Source organism: Flavobacterium myungsuense, from assembly GCF_042677265.1.
In the GTDB taxonomy this organism is placed as follows: Bacteria; Bacteroidota; Bacteroidia; order Flavobacteriales; family Flavobacteriaceae; genus Flavobacterium; species Flavobacterium myungsuense.
Window position 1 is genome coordinate 1 of the sequence record NZ_JBHTIZ010000002.1, and the last position, 18,992, is coordinate 18,992.

Consider the following 18,992-nt stretch of genomic DNA (forward strand, 5'->3'; position numbering starts at 1 on the left):
AGAGTAGCTACGTTTGGAAGGGATAAGCGCTGAAAGCATATAAGCGCGAAACCCACCACAAGATGAGATTTCTTTTAAGGGTCGTGGAAGATGACCACGTTGATAGGCTATAGGTGTAAAGGCAGTAATGTCATAGCCGAGTAGTACTAATAACCCGTAAGCTTATGTACGCACCTCCCCCTTCCCCTGTAAAGGAGGGGGGATGGAACTTTCTAATACTTTTTATATTCTTTATCTCAGTATGTTAAGATATTGTCCGCCCTGGCGGACGTTTAAAGTTTGAGGTTTAAAGTTCCAAGTTACAGAACTTGAAACAAAAAAACCTGAAATTCCTTAAACAATAATCTTAAGGTGGTTATTGCGGCGGGGCTCACCTCTTCCCATCCCGAACAGAGTAGTTAAGCCCGCCTGCGCAGATGGTACTGCAATTTGTGGGAGAGTATGTCGTCGCCTTTCTTTTGAAAAACCCTAGCTTGAAAAAGCTGGGGTTTTTTGTTTATAGGTACGACGTGTTAGTCTAAAGGATTAGATCGTCGCCTTTGTTTCGCTAACGCCTCGGGTCTTTTGAAAAATCCTAGCTTGAAAAAGTTGGGGTTTTTTGTTTATTGGAGCGACGTGTTCGCACTTTGAGCTCGGTTCGTCGCTTTTGATTCGCCTGTTCGGCTAACGCCAAGGGTCTTTTGAAAAACTCTGTTTCTTTCGAAACGGGGTTTTTGTTTTATCGGAACGACCTGTTCGCCTTTGCTTCGTCAGTGGGAATAGCAAGACGACAATCTTTAGACACACAAAAATAAGTATAAATATTGTTTAATCTAAATAGCAAGAATTCTATATTTTTTTTATTCTAAAATTTCTTCAATAATAACCAGCGCAGCAATAAGGGTTATTTAAAATTAGTTATCTTAAAAGTATTAATTCTATATTTTTAAAGGCTATTGATTTAAGTGATTAATATTTCTTTAGATTTTGAGAACTTTTTATAATTCAAATTTTTACTTATTAATGATTTAATAAATGTTAAAAAAATCTTTAAAAAATTATAAATTTTATTAATATTTGGGTGTTTAAAAACAAAAAACTTATATTTATCAACACTATTACGTTTTCGCCATTCTTGTAATACTAACTTGTGTAATAGTGCTAATTATTTTTTTTAGTTTTACAATTCTTATTATAACTATTGAACTTAATTTAAACCAAAAAATATGAAAATGAAATTATTTTTAAAAAATTTACTACTTGTTGTGTTTTTCTCTATTTGCACCTTTACGGCTAAAGTAAATGCCCAATCGGTAGCCAATATTAATGATATTATGTTTCAAACTTTTGGTTGGGATGTTCACCTACAAAAAAATGTTTCAGACGAAGGCGGTTTGTACAATTTTATTAATAATCGTGCAAATAAATATGCTCAAGAAGGGTTTAATGTACTATGGTTACCACCCCCAAGCAAATCAACAGGAGGAGTTGGCTATATACCGACAGAGTTATTTAATTTTAGCCAAACTTCATACGGATCAGAAGCGCAATTGCGTGCGATGCTATCAACATTAAATACAAGTTCTCCAAGAATACATCCTATGGCTGATATAGTTGTAAATCATCGAGGCGGTACAACTAACTGGACCGATTTCACTAACCCAACTTGGGATTGTAAATCAATCACGAGTAATGATGAGTCTGCAACCGCTTCATCTGGTTCTCCAACTAATTTCAGAGGAGTTAGACCTTGTGGTAATCCAGATACTGGAGATAATTTTGATGGAGGAAGAGATTTAGATCATACGAATATACAAGTACAAAATGGAGTTAAAGAATTTTTATCACGATTGAAAGGATTGGGTTTTGATAGTTGGAGATGGGACGTTGCCAAAGGATTTTCAGCTAGTTATTTTGGGGACTATATCGAGGCTTCTTCTCCATATTCTTCGGTTGGGGAATTTTGGGACGGAAATAGAAATACTTTAAAGAATTGGGTTGACGGCACTAGAGGAAAGTCAGCTGCTTTTGATTTCGATTTGTATTACGATTTGATAGAAGCTGTCAATAATGGAAATTATGGACGATTATCTGGAGGTTATCCTGGATTAGCTGGAATATTTGGCTATGCAGATAAGACCGTTACATTTGTAGATAATCATGATACTTTTGTGAAAGGGAGTATCATTACTTCAGACAATATCATGAAAGGTTATGCTTATATTATGACTCATCCTGGTGTTCCTTGTGTGTTCTTTCCTCACTATTATGGTGGGAAATATAGTAAAGAAGGAGTAACTGTTGTATATACGGCAAATGAAACTGCAATAAATAAATTAATGGCTATTAGAAAAGCTACAGGAATTAATGCTTATAGTAATGTTGTGGTTTCTAACGCTGGTAATTTTTATTCTGCTATTATTGATAATAAAGTAGCTGTAAAGATTGGGCCAGGAAATTGGAATCCAGGTTCAGGTTGGATTTTAAATACATTTGGTACTGATTATGCAGTTTGGTCTAAAGTTGCCATTAACTTTTCACCAACAGTTGCTATAACTCCAGAAGGAGCAAACTTTATTAAAGGTTCTTCGCAATTGGTAACTTTAACTGCAACAGACGACAAACAAGGATCGACTATTTATTATACTACTGACGGTTCTATACCAACTGTATCGTCATTAGTATACTCTACTCCGATAAACGTATCAACAAATACAACCATAAAAGCTATAGCTGTAGATTCGGAAGGACTTTTTTCTGGCTTAGCCTCTCAAAACTTTTTAACAATAGGAGATATTACGGTAAAAGTTAAACCTCCAACAAGTTGGGTTGCTCCAATTAAGGTTCATCATTTTAATGCTTTACCTTCTGCAAATTTAGCTGAGTCTAAATGGCCAGGTATAACTATGGATGGTCCAGATGCTGATGGGTATTACTCGTATACCTTTAATAATATTGCCAGTACAAACATCATTTTTACTAGAGGAACTGGTTCGCCTCAAACTCAAGATGCAGATATTAAACCCGTGACTCAAAATACGTGTTATAATATGTCGGGGTGGTCTAGTGGGATAGTTACAATAGAAGATTGTACTACTTTAGGAGTAAATGATTCCGAATTTAATAATTCTCAGTTAAAGCTTTATCCTAACCCAACTTCTGGAGCTTTTAAAATTAATAAAACAGTTTCTAATCTTAGTATAATTGATATTACAGGTAAAGTCGTAAAACAATTTAATGGCACTTTTCCGTCTGATGCAAGTTATGATATTAGTAGTTTAGTTAGAGGGATGTACTTTGTTAAATTGAAAACAAACTCTGGGGCCGAAACTACTCTCAAATTATCAAAAGAATAATATTTCTATATAAAAAAGGTTACTTATTTAAGTAGCCTTTTTTAAAATAATTTAATTTTACTCTTAAAAGTTTTATTTGTTTCAGTTAAGAAAACAAATTTGCTTTTTTGCTTTTTTTAAATTATTTACGAAATCGTTGTAGTGAATTTAAAAATTCAAATAAACTATTTAATCATTTCCAAAATAAAATGCATTGTAGAATTATCCATATCAAAATAAAAATCTAGTCATTACTTTTTCTAAAACAACAAACATCAACTATTTATGAAAAATAAATTACTTTTATTTTTACTACTACATTTATTATTAGGAATTAAATTAACAGCAAAAAACTTAGATGTAAATACTAATAAAATAGTTAGAAGCCATAGTGTTTCAAAATCTATGAAAGTTGTTAAGCCAGAAAAACAGAAAATAAAACTATCAAAATTTAAAAAAAGTCTAGCAGTTTTATCGCCTCCAAGTGTAGTTGCAGGAAGTTCCTGTGGGCCAGGAATAGTTGCGCTTTCAGCAACTGGAGCATCTGGTGAAACGATAGAGTGGTATACAAGCCAAACCGCTGCAGTTCCAACTTTTATAGGAAATAACTACAATCCAAATCTTGCTACTACTACCACTTTTTATGTGCAAAGTAGATTAGGTGCTGATACAAGTATTCGAGTTCCAGTTGTAGGGTCTGTTTATTCGGCACCTCCTCCTGTAACATTATCCGCTTCTCCAGCTAATAATGGTGTTTCTCCTTTATGCTTAGGGACTTCTGTGACTTTTACAGCATCTGGTGGTGCTGATTTATTTGAATTTTCAGTTAATGGAGTAGTTACTCAAACCATGTCTTCTGTTAGAACGTATACCACCAATTCATTAACTAATGGACAGACCGTTAGTGTTCGTTCACGTTATGCAGTTAACTTAGATGGATCTATTACTGAAACCGCTTGGGGTACCGGTGCTTTAGAAGATAATATTCTTTCTGCTGCTTTATCTGGAAATGCAACAACTGGATATATTAATTCTTTGAAAATTAGTCCTGCAGAGGATAAAATAGTAATAGGGATGTCTGGGAAAGTTCTTAATTTTAGACGTATCATGGTATTCTTAGATACTAAACCAGGTGGGTATAACATTTCAAACTATGGAGATGAGAACGGTTCTCTTCCACCGGTTAGAGCATTCAATTTTTTTAATAATAATCCAAGCACTTTTGATTCTTATTTTGCGGCTGATTATTGCGTGGCAATAGCAACTGATGCAGGTGAGATAAATTATTATGCTGACGTTATTGAATTAAGAAATCCTAACTCTCTAAAAACTTATTTGGGACAAGCTGCTACAGGAGTTCCAACTTCAGTTATGGGAATTAATAAAAATAATACAGGTACTAGCGATTATAATCTTGGTTTTGAAGTTGAAGTTTCAAAAGCACTTATTGGTTATACTACTGGTGACGTCAAATTTTTTGCATTAACCATGCAAGACAATGATGTAAGCAATTATAATGTGACGAATTCCTTTTTAAGTCCCGAAAGAACTAGTACTTCAGATTATGGAAACGGAGCTATTAATTATAATTTGAGAGATCCAAATCCCGTTGTAGTTGCAGAAGCCGCTTTCACACCATGTTATTCTGAAGATAGTTTAGTTATGAATTTTGTTGCTAACCCAACTGTTGCTACTGTTGGTGCTAGCCAAACTAGATGTCTTTTGACAAGCAATCCTTTAGGTGGAAATACACCTACAGTAGGTACAGGTTTATGGACACTAAAATCTGGACCAGGAACTGTAAGTTTTGCTGATAATACTATTGGAAACACAACAGCAACAGTTAGTGTTAAAGGAACATATGTATTTACTTGGACGATATCAAGTGGACAATGTACACAGTCATTTGCAGACGTTAGTGTTGTTTATAACATAACAAATCCCCCAACAGGTGCTGTTAATCAGCCCTTTTGTGAAGTAGATAATAGAAGAGTTAGTGATTTAGTTGCTATTGGAAATAATGTAGAATGGTTTCTTAATCCAATCGGAGGCTCAGCATTACCAACAAATACAAATTTAGTTACAGGTAACTATTATGCTGAACAAACTGATGCAGTAACTTCATGTAAAAGTATCACTCGTTTAGAAGTTGCAGTTGTAATAGAAAAGCCAGCGGCTCCTTCAGGATCTGGATCACAAACGGTTTGTAATTCTGGAACGGTTGCTAATTTGACAGCTACTGGAACAAATATAAAATGGTACGTTAATCCAACAGGAGGTTCTGCATTAGCGTCATCAGTTGTATTAGTTTCAGGGACAACTTATTTTGCCTCTCAAACTATTGGTTCTTGTGAAAGCGCAACTCGTTATCCGTTGGCAGTTACAATTATAAATCCTCAAAATCCAATAAGTGGGGGTAATCAGTCTGTTTGTTCAACAAGTCCATTACAAACTTTAACAGCTACAGCAACTGTAACTACAGGCACTATTGTTTGGTATGACGCCTTAACAAGTGGAAATGTAGTTGCAAGCCCAACATTAAATACTGTTGTGACGCGTACTTATTTTGCACAAAATACTATAGGTGTTTGTAATAGCATAAATAGAACGGCTGTTTCACTTGAAATTAAAGATTCTCCTTTTTTAAGTGTAACAACCAAATCATGTTCGTTAGATTTATTAACATATAGAGTTGATTTTACCGTAGCAAGTGGAAGTACCATAACAAGAAGTCCATTAGTAGGAAGTATTGTTGGGAATACTATAATTGGCATTCCAGCAGGTACAGCTATAGATATTACGGCTAACAAAGGAAATGGTTGTGTAGAAGTAGTTAATGTAGTTGCACCAAATTGTAGTTGTTCACCTGTAAATAACCCAGTAAGTGGAGGCGATAAATCGGTTTGCCAAGGACAATCCAATCCTGCTTTAACGGCTACAGTAATTGTAGGCGAAACAATTGATTGGTATAGCGCAAGTAGCGGTGGTAGTTTGTTACTATCCAACAATACATCATTTACACCACTCAATACTTTGCCAGGTGTTTATACCTATTTTGCACAAGCTAGAAAAATTGTAGATGGGTGTTTGAGTTCTGGTAGAACAGCAGTTTCATTAACTATAACGGCACAAGTAGCTCCTACAGGTGCTTTAACACAGACTTTTTGTGAATCACAAAATGCTATAGTAGCTGATTTAGTGGCAACTGGATCTTCCATAAAATGGTATCCAACAATTTCAAGTACTACAGCATTATTATCTTCTGCTTTATTAGTAGACGGAGAAGATTATTTTGCTTCACAAACAGCTAATTCAGGACTTCTCTGTGAAAGTGTCAATAGGTTTAGAGTTACGGTAAGTATAAATAAACCATTAGCCCCAACAGGCTCATCAACACAATCGTTTTGTGAATCAGAAAATGCTACAATTGCAGATTTGTTAGCAACAGGAACATCAATAAAATGGTATCCAACCCTAACAAGTACAATAGCGCTATCTTCTTCGGCATTGTTAGTAGATGGTGAAGATTATTTTGCAACTCAAACAACCACATCAGGACTTTTGTGCGAGAGTGTCAATAGATTAAAAGTAACAGTAAGTATAAGTAAACCAGCTGCTCCAACAGGTTTCTCAACACAATCGTTTTGTGAATCACAAAATGCAACAATAGCAAGTTTGGTAGCCACAGGAACCAATATAAAATGGTACTCGTCAGCTGTAAGTACAACGGCATTGTTAAGTACATTAGCATTAGCAGATGGAGATTATTTTGCAACCCAAACTACTGCAACTAGCTTATCATGTGAAAGTATTACTAGATTGAGAGTTACAGTTACTATAAGTCGACCATCAGCTCCATCAGGATCAGGAGCACAAACAGTATGTAATTCAGGTACAATCGCTAATTTAAATGCTACGGGAACAAACATAAAATGGTATGCAAATCCTACAGGCGGTACTGCATTAGCATCATCAATTGTATTAATTTCAGGGACAACTTATTATGCTACTCAAACAGTTGGCTCTTGCGAGAGTGTAACACGATATCCGTTAGTAGTTACTATCGTTAATCCTCAAATACCAACAAGTGGAGGCAATCAATCTGTTTGTGCTACAAGTCCGTTACAAACATTAACAGCTACTGCTACTGTAGTATTAGGAACCATAGATTGGTTTGATGCTTTAACAAATGGGAATTTAGTTGTAAGTCCAGTATTAAGTACAGTTGGAAGTGTCCAATATTATGCTCAGAACAAAATAGGTAGTTGTTTTAGCACCTCACGAACAGTTGTTACTTTAGAGATAAAAGATTCACCATTTTTAAATATAACCAATAAATCTTGTTCATTAGATTTATTGACGTATACAGTTAATTTTAATGTTGCTACTGGCAGTACCATTACTAGAAGCCCAGAAGTCGGTAGTATTGTAGGGAATAGTATAACAGGCATTCCAGCGGGTACAACAATTGATATTAGTGCAAACAAAGGAAACGGTTGTGTTGAAGTAATCAATGTAGTGGCTCCAAACTGTAGTTGTTCACCAGTAAATAATCCAATATCAGGAGGACCTAAATCAGTTTGTGAAGGTCAAGCAAATCCTTCATTATCAGTAGCGGTTAATACAGGAGAAGTTGTAGATTGGTACAGTGCAATAAGCGGAGGTAGTCCTTTAGTAAGTAATAGTTTAACTTATACACCCTTGAATTCTATACCAGGAGTTTATACTTTTTATGCAGAAGCTAGAAAAACAGTTGACGGTTGTATCAGTTCTGGACGAACTCCAGTATCATTAACAATAGCTTCACAAGCTGCCCCTACAGGATCAGCAACTCAGACTTTTTGTGAATCTATAAATGCTACAGTTGCTAATTTAGTAGCAAACGGGACTACAATTAAATGGTACGAAACATTTAATAGCACAACAGCATTATCATCTACTTTAGCTTTAATTGATGGTGAAGATTATTATGCTACCCAAAGCGCTACATCAGGATTATTCTGCGAAAGCATAGGCAGATTCAAAGTCACTGTGATTATTGATAAGCCATTACCACCAGCAGTAGTTAGTGTGATTCAGCCAACTTGTGCTGTTAATACAGGAAGTATATTATTTAGTGGATTGCCAAATAATGGGTCTTGGATATTAACTCCTTCTGTAGGAATTCCGGTATCTGGTTCAGGAGTGAATTATGAAATTATAAATTTATCGGCTTCAACCAATTATACTTTTAAAGTAACAAATGCAAACGGATGTACTTCAGTATTGTCAATATCAGCAAGTATAAATGCAATTCCAGCTTCACCAGCTGTTCCAAGTGCAGTAAGTGTAGTGCAACCTACTTGTACATTGCAATCAGGGACAATAACATTTGCAACACAAAATGATGTGGAATATAGTATTGATGGAATAAATTACAAATCCACCCCTCAATTTTCAGGATTAGCTCCAAGAAGTTACACGCTATATGTTAGGAATACTATCGATATAACCTGTGTTACTTCATCTGCAAATGCTATAACAATTAATTCAATTCCAAATGCACCAATAGAACCATCGGCAACAGGTGTTGTGCAACCAACTTGTGCTGTACAATCAGGCTCAATTACTATTGCAACGCAAAGCGGAGTAGAGTATAGCATTAATGGAACAAGTTTTCAGTCAAATCCTATTTTTTCGGGTTTAGCCCCTAATACTTATACTTTATATGTAAGAAATTTAGGGGATACAACTTGTATCTCTAGTTCTTTAGCTGATTCAACAATAAGCGCTCTTCCAACAGCGCCAGCAATTCCTACAATTACTAGTGTCATTCAGCCAACATGTTCAATTCCGACAGGAACAATAGTGGTTGCCTCACAAAATGGAGTTGAATATAGTGTAGGAAATGGTTTTCAAAATAGTCCAGAATTTGAGAATCTTGTACCAGGAAAGTATGCAATTAGTGTTCGATTTATTAACAATACTTCTTGTTTAGCTTCTGGAGCCAATCAAGTAACAATAAATTCAATTCCAGAATCTATTCAGTTTGCAATTACTGGAGATTGTGAAAATAAAAAATACGAATTAACAGCGAATCCTATAAATAATACTAATTTTCCTAATGACGTATTTTTTGAATGGAAAGACAGTAATAGCTCTCCAATTGGTTCTGATTCAAATGTGTTAAATGTATCAGATATACTCGCATCAACTTTAGAAAAAGAGGAATTCCCTTTAGAATATAATTTAACGATTTCATCTTCATCAACAGGGTGTGAAACAACAAATAAAATAACGGTAACCTCAATTTTTTGTGATATTCAAAAAGGAATATCGCCAGATGGAAATGGTTCTAATGACAACTTTGATTTAAGCTTTAGGAAAGTAAAAAAACTAGAAATATTCAATAGATATGGTCTTAAGCTGTATAGTAAAATGAATTACACCAATCAGTGGGAAGGACAAACAGATAATGGAGATATTCTTCCAAGTGCCACTTACTATTATGTGATAGAATTTAATACTAATGAGGCACCATTAACAGGATGGATTTATTTAATAAGAGATAATGACAAGTAAATTTTTAAAGTTTTTATTTCTTTTCCACTAAATAACACACAGAGACATGAACAAAATATTTTTCTTTTTCCTTATATTTTTCACAGCCTTTTTTGATGTAAAAGCGCAACAAGACCCACATTATACACAGTACATGTATAATATGAATGTAATCAATCCCGCTTATGCAGGCTCAAAAGAGAATATTTCTTTAGGACTATTATATAGAAAACAGTGGATTAATATTGATGGTGCTCCGGAGACATTAACTTTTGCAGCACATTCACCTGTTGGTAAAAATGTAGGTTTGGGATTGTCTGTAATTTCAGATAAAATTGGACCAATACAAGAGCAAAATGTATTTGGAGATTTTTCATATACTATAAAATTCAACGAAACACACAAGTTGGCACTCGGATTAAAAGCAGGTGCTGCTTTTCATAATGTAGGACTTCGAGACATACAGTCATCGCTTCCTGATCCATCGGAAGGCGTTTTTGGACAAGACATTAATGATGTTTCACTTAATTTTGGTGCTGGAGCTTTTTATTATTCCGAACAATTTTATTTTGCTTTTTCTGTACCTAATATGATAAAAACAGCACATCTAGACTTCAACGGAAGACAATACGGTTCAGACGTTTCTCATTATTTTGTAACAACAGGATATGTTTTTAATTTAAATGAGAAATTAAAGTTCAAGCCTTCAACCATGTTAAAATCGGCTTTCAATGTCAGACCTTCATTAGATGCTTCTGCCAATTTTTTATTTAATGAAAAATTCGAAATAGGAGCCACCTATAGACTTGAAGATAGTTTTGGAGCCATGGTCAATTTTGCAATAACACCTGAATTAAGAATTGGCTATGCCTATGATCACGTAGTGTCTAATTTAAATCTAGGTACACCATCCTCACATGAATTTATGTTATTGTATGATATTTTTGTATCAAAAAAAGTATCACGTTCCCCTAGATTTTTCTAATAGTAAATATAATAGTTAATGAAAAAAATTAAATTAATATTGTTTTTTATTCTTGTTAGTACATCTTTACTAGCCCAAAATAGAGACACTAAAGTAGCCGATCAATTGTTTGATAGATTCGAATATGTTCAAGCTGTTCAAGAATATTTAACTTTGGTCGAAAAGGAAAGAGCCGATGGTTATGTAAATAAACAACTCGGAGATTGTTACTATAACATGTATAACACTAAAGAAGCTGAAAAGTGGTATGCCCAAGCAATAAAGTCTAATCAAGATGCTGAGACTTATTATCGGTATGCTCAAATGTTGAAATCGAATAGTAAGTATGAACTTGCCAATGTTCAGATGAAAATATTTGCTGCGAAATCTCCAAAAGATCAACGAGCGATAGAATTTAGTAAAAATCCTGATTATCTTCCTAAGTTAATAGACAAAGAAAAACTTTTCGATGTAACTGTATTGGACATCAATTCCGATAAATCAGATTTTGGAGCAGTACTTTATAATGATTTCGTTTTTTTTGCAAGTGCTAGAAACGAAACCGAAAAAAATTACGGTTGGAATGATGAACCATTTCTTGATTTGTACCAAGCTACTTATAACGCTGATGGAACCTATTCAAAACCAACTCCAATTGCAGCATTAAATTCAAAATTTCATGAAGGACCACTAACGATGAGTAAAGATGGGAACACGATTTATTTCTCTAGTGAAAGTTTTAATGAAAAATTATTCGAAAAAGACAAATCTAAAAAATTAAAATACGGACAAGTTGGTTTGTTCAAAGCGGTAAAAGCAAATGGAGAATGGTCAGATATTACACCGCTACCTTTCAACAGTAAAAGTTATTCTACGAGCAATCCCAGTATGAATTCTGATGATAATATGCTCTATTTTTCATCAAATATGCCCGGCTCTATTGGTGGATATGATATTTGGAAAGTAAAAATAAACAATAACGGAAGCTACGGAAAGCCAGAAAATTTAGGTGATAAAATAAATACTCCTGGCGACGAGGGGTTCCCTTTTATTACAAATGACAATATCTTGTATTTTGCTTCAAACGGACTAACGGGTTTTGGGGGATTGGATATTTTTTCTGCTGATTTGAATAAAAACACATTGCCTATCAATGTAGGAAAACCAGTAAATACCGAGAAAGACGATTTTGCTTTTACATTTAATAAAGAAAAAAATAGTGGCTATTTATCAAGTAATCGTTCAGGCGATGACAATATATATGCTTCAGTTCCGGTATGCGAAGCACAAATCGTTACCGTTGTAAAGAATTCGAAAACAGGTGTGCTTTTAGCAAATGCTAGAGTAGTTATTTTAGATGATAAAAATAATGTGATAGAAACAAAAATGTCTAATGATAAAGGTGAAGTAGTCTATGACGTAGAATGTCAAAAAGCATATGCTATTGAAGTGTATAAAGATGGGTTTGTAACCAAATCTTTTCCAGTAGCCAATATTAAGTCAGGAAAAGTAACTATTGATGCATCGATAGATCCAATTGATGTAATAATTACCGATACCGAAATTATCTTGAATCCTATTTATTTTGAATATGATAAAAGCAATATTACCAAACAAGGAGCAGCCGAATTAGACAAATTAGTTTATGTGATGTCACAAAATGACAAGTTGGTTATTTATGCCAAATCGCATACGGATTCTAGGGGAAGCGACAAATACAACTTAGATCTTTCTGAGCGAAGAGCCAAATCTACAGTGCAATATGTCATTTCAAAAGGAATAAGCGCAAACCGAATTAAAGGAAATGGTTTTGGAGAATCACAACCTAAAGTAGACTGTAAAAATAAATGTACCGATGCAGAATATGCTCTAAACAGACGTTCGGAGTTTTTGCTAGTGAAGTAATCCTTTTTTGATGTAGATATAAAAAAAACCTGATACTGTCAGGTTTTTTTGTGACAAAAATTGCATTAGATTCTTGATTCTTAGGTTGTAAAACAGCTTTTACTGTTAGTAGTTGCCTTTTTTAATATGTTGGTACTTCTTTCCAAACTTCATCTTGGATTTTTTTTATTTTTTTCCATTTATGGATTTCCGATTTAGTAATTGAATCTAATTTTTTGCTTTTATAGAAATTTAAGCAATGATTAAATATTCTTTTTCCAACAATATGTTCAGGAACTTTTTCAACTGATTCTAGCGAATCTTTTTTTATTTGAGTAACTTCTTTCTGAATAATTGGTATTAATGTTGGGTCAAAAATTGCGATTCCAATTCCGTCATAGTATGATTTGTCATTTTTTAGAATAAATTTCTTTACGTTTCTATCATTATATCCTTCTAACAAACATTGACAAAAAGCTCTGTCTTTAAAATCGTTTTTCCAATTATTAAAACCCCACAATTTTCTCTCTTCTCGGATTAATTGTTTATGTTGACTACAACTAATCAGCAATATAGAAAGGAGTAAAGTACTTATAACTTTCATATTTTTGTTTTTTAAGTAAGGTTGCTGCTTACTTTTATGAAGGTCTAACAAATTTTAATTTTTATTTTTCCAAATATAAATAAATTTCAACCAATTCATTGTAGTGCAAGCTTAAAGTCAATAGTTCAATTTTTTTTCTGTGATAAAATTTTCAAACTGAAAAAAAAGCACAAGTGCTGTGGCAAAAAATTCATTTTGAAATATTTGCCACAAGTTTAAAACAAGATTAAAGATTGGTTTTAAACAAAAAGTCTGAAAATCATACGGCAACCCATATAGGTAAGGTATTTTTGTATAACAATTTTTCTATTCGATAGTATTTAAAAACATAAGACATAGAAAATCAAACCGATTAACAATTTCATCAAGGATTTAAATATGGTTTTAAATCAATAATTTCTCCAAAATAAGTAGCGCCGCTTTTGGTAAGGTGTTTGCAATCCTGACTAATAAACTTGCATTGATTTGTAAATACTGGGATGGTATTTTTTTTATCAATAATAGAGCCTATAACATCAATGTATTTATTTCCCCACTGTTTTTTTAGGAGTTCATTGCGCTCTAAAATGCCAGTAATCATTTTAGTTCTTTGAGAGCAATAATCAGGATTGTTTTTTCGGTTATAATATATTCCGTTATTGGCGCCAAAATTCTTCAGTCCAACGTTCCATACTTTCGAAGTATCGATTGGATATATTCTAGCAATAGAGTCTAGCCAAGACCTATTGGTTCCATTTTTTTCGGCAAGAAAAATACATTTAGCTTGACGAATTCGTTCCTCAAAATTCTTGCAATAATTGATGTCTTCTACATACGATAGTTCAATTTGATTGCCATATTTAGATTCTAATAAAACATTACCCCAATCTCTTGCAAAACTAGCGCCTATAACTAAAACTTTAGTGGTAGGAGTATTTGTGAATTCGTTATTGAAGTCGTAGATTCTTGCGTTGTATTTTATATGCGGATTTCGTTTAACGTTTATGACATTGCTGTTTTTTTGTGCATTATCTTTAACAATGTCCAATTCGGGAACATCTTTTAAAATCCCAGAAATTGAAAAAATATAAAAAGCTATAGCACTAGAAATAATTAATCCAACCCCTGTTGAAAAAAGTAAAACAGTATTCTTTATTTTTTCTTTGTTTCTAAATGGCTGCTCGATAAAAAAATAGGATAATAAAGATAATACTAAAATAGTTACGCCTATAAATACTGCATTAGTGATACTAATAGTTTCTAAAATGAAATAGCGCGAAAATGCTAGAACTATCTGATGCCACATATAAAGACTAAAACTTATTTTACCAATGCCAATCATCACTTTGTTTTCCAAAATGAATGCGTTCCATTTATTGTATTCGTAGTTAGAAACCAGTATTCCAAAAGAAATTATTACAACTGCAATTAATTTTAAATGGTTTGGGATATGGGTTTCTAAGTACAATAGTACAAGTAGGGCAATAATTAAATATAGTTTATACTTACTATTGATTCCTTTCTCTTTAAATACTATTGCTCCAATGCCTCCAAGTGATAACTCAAAAAACCGGAATGGAATGGTAAAAAACTTTGCAGCTTCATTTGTAGAGATAACAAATAGCAACAAAGAAAATCCAGTTAAAACAACTAGTATTGGCAAAACCCATTTCACTCTTTTTTTATTGCAAATAAGGAAGAGTAGAGGGTAAACGAGATAAAATTGTTCCTCAATACCAAGACTCCAAGTATGCATTAGGGGTTTGTAATCGTTAATGATATTCCAATAATTAACTGTGGTAATTTTTAGTAAAATATTATTTGCAAAGAAATTGGTTGCTATAACTGATTGGCTTAAATTCTCTAAATCATCAGGAAGCATAACAAACAATCCCGTAATTAAAGCCACAAACGTTGTGAATAGCACCAAAGGAATAATTCTTCTTATTCTACGTAAGTAAAACTGGTAAATAGAAAACTTATTTTCGATTGCCTCAACATATATAATTTTTGTAATAAGATAGCCGCTAATAACAAAAAAGACATCAACTCCTAAATATCCGTTGGGGAGATATCCCATGTGAAATAATATAACGGCCAAAACGGCAATAGCTCTAAGTACATCAATATCATTTCTATAAATAGGGAATACTTTATTATCCATCTTTGGGAAATTTAATTAAAATACTAATATATAAAAAATCCCGTCTTATTTAAAACAAGACGGGATTTCATTTGTAAAGTTATAATGTTACGCCAGCATGGTAACTGGGTTTTCAATATATTGTTTCAGCGTTTGTAAAAACTGTGCTCCAGTTGCACCGTCAATCGTACGGTGGTCACATGCCAATGAGAGCATCATGGTATTTCCTACTACAATTTGTCCGTTTTTAACCACGGGTTTCTCAACAATCGCTCCTACAGATAGTATGGCAGAATTCGGTTGGTTGATAATAGAGTTAAATTCAGTAATGCCAAACATTCCAAGATTCGAAATTGTAAACGTACTGCCTTCCATTTCGCTAGGTAATAGTTTTTTGTTTTTCGCTCTTCCTGCAAGATCTCTCACACTAGCACCTATTTGAGATAAACTCATTCCGTCTGTAAATGGTAATACAGGAACCACTAGTCCATCTTCTACTGCAACTGCCACACCAATATTTACGTGATGGTTAATGATGATAACATCTTCTTTCCATTGCGAATTGATTTTTGGATGTTTTTTTAATGCAATAGCGCATGCTTTTATTACCATATCATTAAACGAAACTTTGGTATCAGGAACACTATTAATGGTAGCTCGTGATTTCATTGCCTCATCCATAGTTACCTCTATCACTAGGTTGTAGTGAGGAGCTGTAAATAAAGATTCTGCTAAACGCTTAGCAATAATTTTTCGCATTTGCGAATTCTTGATTTCTTCTGTAAACACTTCACCAGATGGAACATAAGGTTTTGCAACAGGAGCTTCTGCTTTTTGTGCTGGTGCTGCGCTAGAAGCTTGTGGAGCACTAGCTAAAGTTGGTACAAAATTCTCGATATCGCTTTTTACGATACGTCCGTTTTCACCTGAACCTTTTACAAGAGCTATATTTATGCCTTTTTGTTCAGCAATTTTTTTCGCTAATGGCGATATAAATATTCTTCTTCCATCAGAAACGACTTGTATAGCTTCTTCGGCTTTTTCAGTAACTGCTGCTGGAGTTTCAGTTTTAACTTCGGCTGTATTTTCAGCAGGAGCTGCGACAGCTGGACTTGCGCCACCAGTATAATTTTGTGCAATTCCAGAAACATCGGTTCCGGCTGGTCCTATAATAGCTAATAAACTATCTACAGGTGCAGTTTGTCCTTCTTGAACACCAACAAATAATAAAGTTCCAGAATGAAACGATTCAAATTCCATCGTTGCTTTGTCGGTTTCAATTTCAGCTAAAATGTCTCCTTCGGCAACCGCATCACCTACTTTTTTTAACCAAGTGGCTACCGTTCCGTCGGTCATGGTATCGCTCAGTCTTGGCATAGTCACTACAACAACTCCTTTTGGAATTTCTGCAGTTGCAGCCGTTGGACTTGCAATTGTTTGTTCTTCTTTTGCTTCTTCTTTTGTATCAGCTACTATTTCAGTTGCTGATGCAGTTGTTGGTCTACCTAAATGAAGTAAAGGTGTTATGTCTTCTCCTTCGGCTCCTATAATTGCTAAAAGAGAATCAACAGGTGCTGTTTCTCCTTCCTGAAGCCCAATATGTAAAAGCGTTCCAGAATTGAACGATTCAAATTCCATAGTTGCTTTATCGGTTTCAATTTCTGCTAAGATGTCTCCTTCGTTAATTTTATCGCCCACTTTCTTAAGCCATTTTGCTACAACACCTTCGGTCATAGTATCACTTAAGCGTGGCATGGTGATAATTTTTGCCATAATTTAATTATAGTTTGTGTGGTAAAAATGGATAATTTTTTTCTTCGTATACTACATCATACAATTGTTGTATTTCAGGAAATGGAGATTCTTCGGCAAAGGTTACACATTCTTCTACCAAATCTTTTACCCTTTGATCAATAATTTCAATTTCAGCTTCTGTAGCATATTTCTGATCTTTAATTACATCCAAAACTTGTGTAATAGGATCAATTTTTTTGTATTCTTCTACTTCGTCTTTAGAACGGTATAGTTGTGCATCAGACATAGAGTGTCCTCTGTAACGATACGTTTTCATTTCTAAAAAAGTTGGTCCATCACCACGACGTGCTCTTTCCATAGCTTCGTGCATGGCTTCTGCAACTTTTACTGGATTCATTCCGTCTACAGGTCCGCAAGGCATTTCATATCCTAAACCTAGTTTCCAAATATCAGTATGATTGGCAGTTCTTTCTACAGATGTTCCCATAGCATATCCATTATTTTCAACAATGAATACTACAGGAAGTTTCCATAACATTGCCATATTGAAAGCTTCGTGAAGTGAACCTTGACGTGCTGCGCCATCACCAAAATAGGTAAGGGTTACACCGCCAGTTTCAAAATATTTATCGGCAAAAGCCATTCCGGCACCTACTGGTATTTGAGCACCAACAATTCCGTGACCTCCATAAAACCCATGCTCTTTAGAAAAAATATGCATGGAACCGCCCATTCCTTTTGATGTTCCTGTTACTTTTCCCATCAATTCTGCCATTACTTTTCTAGGATCAACACCCATTCCAATAGGTTGAACGTGGTTTCTGTATGCAGTAATCATTTTGTCTTTCCCGCCTAATTCCATGACGTGCAAGGCGCCTGCTAAAACGGCTTCTTGACCATTATATAAGTGAAGAAATCCTCTTACTTTTTGTTGAATGTAAAGTGCAGCTAGTTTGTCTTCAAACTTTCTCCAAAGCAGCATGTCTTCGTACCACTTTAAATAAACTTCTTTTGTAACTTCTTTCATTTGGCTAATTTTCTTTGCTAAACAGTTTTTGTAATAGTAAATTTAAAGTTGTTCGATTATAAAAATACAGTTATTTTCTTTAACCTAAATTGTACTCCAATTTGCGAAGAGCAAAAATAGTACTTTCCGAGTTAGAACTAAAATTTAAATCGTAGTTTTTAGCTTTTTTACAAGAAGTTTTTATCAAACATGAAAGGGAGTAGATTTTTTAAGGAATCTGATTTATAAATCACGCCAATTTCGCCCATAAAATAAATTTCAATGGGTTGCTCTTGTTTGAATTCGTATTCTGAAATGGTTTGTCTGCATCCTCCGCAGGGTGGAATTGGAGTAGAAGTAGTATTCGTATCAGAAGCTGCAGTAATTGCCATTTTTAAAATTTTTGCATCAGGGTAAATGGCACCTGCTTGAAAAATAGCTACTCGTTCTGCACAAAGTCCTGAAGGATAGGCAGCATTTTCTTGATTAGATCCTAAAACTATTTTTCCGTTATCCAATAAAATAGCGGCTCCAACTCTGAATTTTGAATACGGTGCATACGCTTTTTTTCGTATGGCTATGGCTTGATCCATTAAATCTTGTATGTCTGAAGGTAATTCGTTAAGCGAATCATAACTTGAAAATTTCGTTGTAATACTAATTTCTTTCATGTATAAGAATATATTATTTTTTATTAGAATTTTCGGAATGCCAAATTAAACAAATTTTTCTTCTAATTTTTGTTTTTATTACTAGATTACGTGTTTTTAACATAAAAAAAATCCAAATTACGATAATTCGAA

At 34.0% G+C, this 18,992-nt stretch carries 9 protein-coding genes and 2 rRNA genes; 6 read left to right on the plus strand and 5 right to left on the minus strand.

Features of this window, described 5'->3' with window-relative positions:
* From ACFQ0S_RS00090 to ACFQ0S_RS00115, 6 genes are all read left to right on the plus strand, one after another.
* A 23S ribosomal RNA gene (locus ACFQ0S_RS00090) occupies positions 1-170 on the plus strand; the annotation flags it as partial.
* 177 nt (positions 171-347) lie between these two features.
* Positions 348-456: ribosomal RNA gene (gene rrf, locus ACFQ0S_RS00095) — 5S ribosomal RNA — on the plus strand.
* 755 nt (positions 457-1,211) lie between these two features.
* A complete protein-coding gene (locus ACFQ0S_RS00100) occupies positions 1,212-3,335 on the plus strand; it encodes a chitobiase/beta-hexosaminidase C-terminal domain-containing protein (protein WP_379755140.1) in 2,124 nt (707 codons plus the stop codon).
* Positions 3,336-3,599: 264 nt separating this feature from the next.
* Entirely contained in the window at positions 3,600-9,875 is a 6,276-nt protein-coding gene (locus ACFQ0S_RS00105) for a gliding motility-associated C-terminal domain-containing protein (RefSeq protein WP_379755143.1), read from the plus strand.
* A gap of 46 nt (positions 9,876-9,921) precedes the next feature.
* Entirely contained in the window at positions 9,922-10,839 is a 918-nt protein-coding gene (locus tag ACFQ0S_RS00110) for a PorP/SprF family type IX secretion system membrane protein (protein WP_379755146.1), read from the plus strand.
* Between the two features lie 18 nt (positions 10,840-10,857).
* Positions 10,858-12,723, plus strand: a complete 1,866-nt coding sequence (locus ACFQ0S_RS00115) for an OmpA family protein (RefSeq protein ID WP_379755149.1) — start codon at positions 10,858-10,860, stop codon at positions 12,721-12,723.
* Between the two features lie 121 nt (positions 12,724-12,844).
* Here ACFQ0S_RS00115 and ACFQ0S_RS00120 read toward each other — a convergent pair whose 3' ends face one another.
* The 5 genes from ACFQ0S_RS00120 to cdd all read right to left on the minus strand — a co-directional run bounded on the left by ACFQ0S_RS00120 (position 12,845) and on the right by cdd (position 18,860).
* A complete protein-coding gene (locus ACFQ0S_RS00120; protein WP_379755152.1) occupies positions 12,845-13,306 on the minus strand; it encodes a hypothetical protein in 462 nt (153 codons plus the stop codon).
* 364 nt (positions 13,307-13,670) lie between these two features.
* Positions 13,671-15,449, minus strand: coding sequence for an acyltransferase family protein (locus tag ACFQ0S_RS00125; protein ID WP_379755155.1), 1,779 nt, complete (start codon positions 15,447-15,449; stop codon positions 13,671-13,673).
* 87 nt (positions 15,450-15,536) lie between these two features.
* Positions 15,537-17,201 (minus strand): 2-oxo acid dehydrogenase subunit E2, encoded by a 1,665-nt coding sequence (locus ACFQ0S_RS00130; protein WP_379755158.1) that lies wholly within the window; start codon positions 17,199-17,201, stop codon positions 15,537-15,539.
* Between the two features lie 7 nt (positions 17,202-17,208).
* Positions 17,209-18,210, minus strand: a complete 1,002-nt coding sequence (gene pdhA / locus ACFQ0S_RS00135) for a pyruvate dehydrogenase (acetyl-transferring) E1 component subunit alpha (protein WP_379755161.1) — start codon at positions 18,208-18,210, stop codon at positions 17,209-17,211.
* Between the two features lie 167 nt (positions 18,211-18,377).
* On the minus strand, positions 18,378-18,860 hold the full coding sequence (gene cdd / locus ACFQ0S_RS00140; RefSeq protein WP_151108604.1) for a cytidine deaminase: 483 nt from the start codon (positions 18,858-18,860) through the stop codon (positions 18,378-18,380).
* Positions 18,861-18,992 lie beyond the last annotated feature (132 nt).

Excerpts from the sequence above, each read along its gene's own strand:
- ACFQ0S_RS00100 (WP_379755140.1), top strand. The coding sequence starts at position 1,212 with ATGAAATTATTTTTAAAAAATTTACTACTTGTTGTGTTTTTCTCTATT.
- ACFQ0S_RS00105 (WP_379755143.1), top strand. The coding sequence starts at position 3,600 with ATGAAAAATAAATTACTTTTATTTTTACTACTACATTTATTATTAGGA.
- ACFQ0S_RS00110 (WP_379755146.1), top strand. The coding sequence starts at position 9,922 with ATGAACAAAATATTTTTCTTTTTCCTTATATTTTTCACAGCCTTTTTT.
- ACFQ0S_RS00115 (WP_379755149.1), top strand. The coding sequence starts at position 10,858 with ATGAAAAAAATTAAATTAATATTGTTTTTTATTCTTGTTAGTACATCT.
- ACFQ0S_RS00120 (WP_379755152.1), bottom strand. The coding sequence starts at position 13,306 with ATGAAAGTTATAAGTACTTTACTCCTTTCTATATTGCTGATTAGTTGT.
- ACFQ0S_RS00125 (WP_379755155.1), bottom strand. The coding sequence starts at position 15,449 with ATGGATAATAAAGTATTCCCTATTTATAGAAATGATATTGATGTACTT.
- ACFQ0S_RS00130 (WP_379755158.1), bottom strand. The coding sequence starts at position 17,201 with ATGGCAAAAATTATCACCATGCCACGCTTAAGTGATACTATGACCGAA.
- pdhA (WP_379755161.1), bottom strand. The coding sequence starts at position 18,210 with ATGAAAGAAGTTACAAAAGAAGTTTATTTAAAGTGGTACGAAGACATG.
- cdd (WP_151108604.1), bottom strand. The coding sequence starts at position 18,860 with ATGAAAGAAATTAGTATTACAACGAAATTTTCAAGTTATGATTCGCTT.